This is a genomic window from Zhongshania sp., from assembly GCF_041623545.1.
Lineage (GTDB): Bacteria > Pseudomonadota > Gammaproteobacteria > Pseudomonadales > Spongiibacteraceae > Spongiibacter.
Genome location: NZ_JBFJWS010000214.1, coordinates 1 through 5521, shown reverse-complemented (window position 1 = coordinate 5521; position 5521 = coordinate 1). Strand labels below are relative to the sequence as shown.

General features: G+C 50.3%; 5 protein-coding genes. All 5 read right to left on the bottom strand.

Going from position 1 to position 5521, the window contains the following annotated elements; all coding sequences use genetic code 11:
- Nucleotides 1-452: 452 nt before the first annotated feature.
- On the bottom strand, nucleotides 453-1148 hold the full coding sequence (gene urtE, locus ABYT30_RS14775; protein ID WP_373084695.1) for an urea ABC transporter ATP-binding subunit UrtE: 696 nt from the start codon (nucleotides 1146-1148) through the stop codon (nucleotides 453-455).
- Nucleotides 1149-1152: 4 nt separating this feature from the next.
- Nucleotides 1153-1932, bottom strand: coding sequence for an urea ABC transporter ATP-binding protein UrtD (gene urtD / locus ABYT30_RS14770; RefSeq protein WP_373084697.1), 780 nt, complete (start codon nucleotides 1930-1932; stop codon nucleotides 1153-1155).
- Nucleotides 1929-3083, bottom strand: coding sequence for an urea ABC transporter permease subunit UrtC (gene urtC / locus ABYT30_RS14765; protein WP_373097303.1), 1155 nt, complete (start codon nucleotides 3081-3083; stop codon nucleotides 1929-1931). The genes urtD and urtC overlap by 4 nt, the downstream gene beginning before the upstream one ends.
- Before the next feature lie 6 nt (nucleotides 3084-3089).
- The gene (urtB, locus tag ABYT30_RS14760) at nucleotides 3090-4769 is read right to left on the bottom strand and encodes an urea ABC transporter permease subunit UrtB (RefSeq protein WP_373097302.1); all 1680 of its coding nucleotides are present in this window, start codon (nucleotides 4767-4769) and stop codon (nucleotides 3090-3092) included.
- A gap of 107 nt (nucleotides 4770-4876) precedes the next feature.
- Nucleotides 4877-5521 (bottom strand): transporter substrate-binding protein (locus ABYT30_RS14755; RefSeq protein WP_373097300.1); only part of this gene is annotated, 645 nt, incomplete at its 5' end.

Below are 5521 nucleotides of genomic sequence, written 5' to 3'. Positions count from 1 at the left end.
TATCCTGAAGGGGTAAAGGTCGCCATTATAGTCTTTGACAAAAATAAAAATGCGGCATTTTGTGTGAATAGTCAGCAAATTTAATTTGTCGGACGTCTGAAGTCTGAAGTCGGAGGTCGAACGCGAACTTGCGGAACGCTTAACGGGAGACGGTATACGCAAAGGCTAGGCCCTCGCATTCGCAAGGGCGACGAAACTCCGTGCCTCGTAAATACTCTACAGAGTCATACCTGCACCAGTGAACGAAGTGAATTCATTTGACGCGGCATCACGGCTGCACTTTGTTGCGAAGATGGGCCCCTGCCTCCGCTGGGGCGACGTATAATGTGCGGTGCTAACCACTCCACGTGATACCACTTCTACGTCATCCTGCGGAAGCGAAACTCAGTGTGTGCGTACGCCGTCTCCCGTCAAGCATCCAGCAGGCCCACGTCTGACACCCGACGCGCTCTTCACACCGTCATATGCCGTCTTACGTCTTCTTCTACCATTTCATCGCCACGACCAGATAATATGACTTCGCCGCGATCCATTACCGCGTAGTAGTCTGCCAGTTCACGGGCGAAATCAAAATACTGTTCCACTAGAACAATCGCCATTTCACCTTGCTGGCGCAAAATGGTGATGACATTGTGGATGTCTTTAATAATAGAAGGCTGTATCCCTTCGGTAGGCTCATCTAACACCAATAAGCGCGGCTTGGTAATGAGTGCTCGAGCAATAGCTAACTGCTGCTGTTGTCCACCAGACAAATCGCCACCCCGGCGCTTAAGCATACTTTTCAAAACCGGAAACAAATCAAAAATTTCCGGACTGATTTGCCGCTGGCTACGTTTAAGGGGGGCGTAGCCCGTGTAGAGGTTTTCTTGAACTGTTAGCTGGGAAAAAATTTCCCTGCCTTGGGGCACATAGGCGATACCTGCACGAGCGCGATCGGCTGGAGCCATTGCACTAATGTCTTTGCCATCAAGCACAATACTGCCGCCGCGTACCGGATGCCGACCGGTGATGGCTCTTGCAAGACTGGACTTACCCACGCCGTTACGGCCCAAAATACAGGTAACCTTGCCTGTCTCTGCACTTAAATTCACTTTGCGTAAAGCTTGGCTTGCGCCGTAGTAAAGATCGATATCATTAACTAGCAGCATAAATTTAACGTCCTAAATAAACTTCGATCACTCGCGGGTTGGCCGACACAACTTCTAGGCGTCCCTCAGCCAAGACACTACCTTCATGTAGAACGGTAACTTTACTGTCTAGCGCCTTGATGAAATCCATATCATGCTCGACCACCACCACCGTGTGCTCGCGGTTAATTTCTTTAAGTAGCGCTGCGGTTTCCATAGTCTCTTGATCGGTCATGCCCGCGGCGGGCTCGTCGACCAACAAAAGCTCCGGCCCCTGCACGATCAGCATGCCAATTTCCAGCCACTGCTTTTGGCCGTGAGAGAGACTGCCCGCCAGCTCGCTGGTCTTAGCTTTTAGGCCGACCAACTTAATCACTTCATTTATCCGGTCACCCTGTTCGCTGCTCAGCTTATGCCAGAGCGCACGAATCACACTGCGATTACCCGCCAGCGCCAGTTCCACATTTTCCCAAACAGTGAGGGTTTCAATAACCGTGGGCTTTTGAAATTTACGACCAATACCTAAGTTGGCAATATCCGCTTCGTCGTATTGGGTCAGATCGATGCTGTCGCGAAAGCGCACTTCTCCGGAGTCGGGTCGGGTTTTACCAGTGATGATATCCATCATGGTACTTTTACCCGCGCCGTTAGGGCCTATAATGGCCCGCAATTCACCTGGCGCGATATCCAGGGACAAATTATTAATCGCTTTAAAGCCGTCAAAACTTTTGGTCACACCGTTGAGATACAACATGCTCTGGAGTTCCGAGCTGTGAAAGCCCGGACTTTTTACAACGGCACTCATGATTGCGCTCCTTGTGAGGTCGGCGCGTTGCGCTCTGCTCGGCGATCCTGAAATTGTTTAACCACGCCCACTATGCCTTTAGGTAAATACAAAGTGCTGATCACAAACAGCGCCCCCAACATAAACAACCACACCTCGGGAAAAGCACCGGTAAAATAGGTTTTGGCGTAGTTCACTGCCACCGCACCGATCACCGCACCAAACAAGGTGCCGCGCCCGCCGATCGCTACCCAAATGACAATTTCAATTGAGTTGATGGGACCAAATTCGCCGGGATTAATAATGCCGACCTGAGGCACATACAAGGCCCCCGCGATACCCGCCAGTATCGCCGACACCACAAACACAAAGAGTTTAAAGTGCTCGACCCGATAACCCATAAAGCGAGTACGACTCTCAGCGTCGCGAATTGCCACCAGGACTCGACCGTATTTACTGCTAACAATTGCGCGGCACAATATGTAGGCGAGCATCACGCTCAGCGCCGATAAGGCGAACAACACGCAGCGGGTGACATCTGACTGTAAATTAAAGCCGAGAATGTCTTTAAAATCGGTGAGCCCGTTATTGCCGCCGAAGCCCATATCATTGCGGAAGAAGGCAAGCAGCAGGGCGTAGGTCATCGCCTGAGTAATGATGGACAAGTACACACCGGTTACCCGCGAGCGGAAGGCCAACCAACCGAACACAAAAGCCAGTGCCGCCGGCACCAAGGCCACCATAAACATGGCAAAGAAAAAGTTATCAAAGCCATACCAATACCAAGGCAATTCTGTCCAATTCAAAAACACCATAAAGTCTGGCAACTCGGGGTTACCGTAAACACCCCGCTCGCCAATTTGTCGCATTAGGTGCATACCCATGACGTAGCCACCCAGCGCAAAAAAAGCGCCGTGGCCGAGGCTCAGAATACCGCAATAGCCCCAAATGAGATCCAAGGCCAAAGCGAGCAAGGCATAGCAAAGATACTTACCCAGCAGAACCACTATATAGGTCGGGATATGTAAGAGACTGCCCTCGGGCATTAGCAAATTACACAGGGGGACCAGCACCATGGCGGCGAACAACACCATTAATAAGTAACTACCCGCTTTGTCGGCGAGCAACAAACGGCCAATGGCACTGCGTTCAAATATTTTTGTATTCAGCATGGTCAATTAATCCTCTACCGAGCGGCCTTTGAGAGCGAACAAACCGCGGGGCCGCCACTGAATAAACAGAATGATGAACACCAGCACAAAGATCTTGGCCAGTACCGCACCGGCGAAAGGCTCCAAAAATTTATTGGCCACGCCAAGGCTCATCGCCGCGAAGAAAGTACCAAATAAATTGCCTACCCCGCCAAACACCACCACCATAAAGGAATCGATAATATAAGACTGGCCTAGGTTGGGGCCGACATTGGTCAGCTGGCTTAAGGCAACTCCGGCAATACCGGCGATACCGGAACCTAAACCAAAGGTTAAGGCGTCTACCCAGCCAGTGCGGATGCCCATGGAGTTGGCCATGGCGCGGTTTTGGGTCACGGCGCGCATTTGCAAACCAACAAAGGTTTTCTTCAACAAAAACACTAACAGTAGTAAGACAATTAAACTGAAGGCGATGATATAAAGACGGTTATAGGTCAGCGACAGTGCGCCATTAATCTCCAGCGAGCCGCTCAGCCAGCTCGGCGCGGTCACCGATTTATTCAGCGGCGAGAAAATGCTGCGCACCGCCTGCTGCAAAATCAAACTCACACCGAAAGTGGCCAACAAGGTTTCCAGTGGACGTCCGTATAAATGACGAATGATGCCGCGCTCAATCACAATTCCCACTAAACCCGACACCATAAACGCGGCGGGAATCGCGACAATAATCGAGTAATCAATATAGTTAGGCATCAATAACTGGATGACGTATGTGGTATAGGCGCCCAGCATCATCATCTCGCCGTGGGCCATATTAATGACACCCATAACCCCAAAGGTGATCGCCAAGCCCACGGCAGTAAGTAATAGTACCGAGCCCAAGCTCAAACCGAAAAACGTATTCTCAATTAATTTATAAATCTTGGCTTCGCTGCGCATTTGCTTTAATACCGCAGCGGCAGACTCCCGAACAAGCTCGTCAGTTTCTATATAGTTACCTTCACTATCGGTGAGCTGCATCGCCGCGAGCAGTGACATAGCATCGCTGTCGAGACTGCCCCGGAAAGATTCAATGGCATCTAAACGCAGAACTTGCTCGTCGGAATTCAAATTCACCATTGCCGCGGCAAGCTTGAGTGATTCAATCACCTTAGCATCGGACTCCATTACCAGCGCCCGTTCAATGGCGGGCAAAAATTCTGGGGCCGGGCTGCGAACAAGATTCTTTGCCGCTTGCAGGCGCGTTGCGGGGTCTTCGCTGCGCAGCGCTATTTCTGCCAGCACGCCGCGCAACACCGTGCGCAGCTCATTATTGATACTAATTTTACGCACCGCGCGACTACCCACCACGCCGAGATCTTCACCGCTAATTACCGCCACAACACTGTAGCCATCGGCGTGACTGTGAGCGTAAACCAACTGTTTCGCTTTCTTGGTGTAGTACAAATCACCCGACTGCAGCGCCTCGAGTACGGCAACGCGCTGCGGCAAATTTGAGTTAGCAATTAAATTAATAAGATTGATTTTATCGATGGTGCTTTTTACCGTAATGAAGTCATTAAGCAAAAGCGCCGCATCTTCACTTTGAATTTTAGATTGGCCTGCCATCGCAATCGGCGCAGCAGTGCCTTGCATAGGCAGAGAAATGACTAGGCAAAATAATATAAATCGGAATACGGACTGCGTATCGATATGAGTCAGCTTCATTGAAACATCCATTTGCTATAGATACCCCGCCAGAGTGTGGCGGGGTATCTTTTGAAAAGAAGTCCGAGGAACTTCCTTTATTCAGCGAGCGACCTCGCTAAGCAGGCTTAGTAGTTTTGACCTGAGCACTTCTTGGTTTCAGTATTGTAGTTACCGCACATGATTTTCGGGTTCTGCCAATCGGCCTCAAGCTTTGCACTTTCAGGCAGGAAGTCAGTCCAAGCATCACCGGGCACAGCGGCTTCGGTTTGCCATACGATATCAAACTGACCATTTTCCTGAATTTCACCGATCAACACTGGCTTTGTCAGGTGGTGGTTAGGTAGCATCGTCGCCATGCCGCCAGTCAGATTCGGTACGCTAATACCGATCAAGGCATCGTGTACTTTATCTACTTTGGTGGTTTTCGCTTTTTCAACTGCCTTAACCCACATATTGAAACCAATATAGGTGGCTTCCATTGGGTCATTGGTGACGCGCTTAGCATCGCCGATATAGGCCAGCCATTTATCAATAAACGCGTCGTTAACTTCCGCATCTGCGCTCATGAAGTAGTTCCACGCGGCAAGATGACCAACTAGCGGGCCAGTATCAAAGCCAGACAGTTCTTCTTCACCAACAGAGAACGCCACTACTGGAATATCTTCTGCAGAGAGGCCCTGGTTAGCCAGTTCTTTGTAGAACGGGACATTGGCATCACCGTTGATGGTTGAAACCACAGCAGTCTTTTTACCCTGCGAACCGAATTTCTT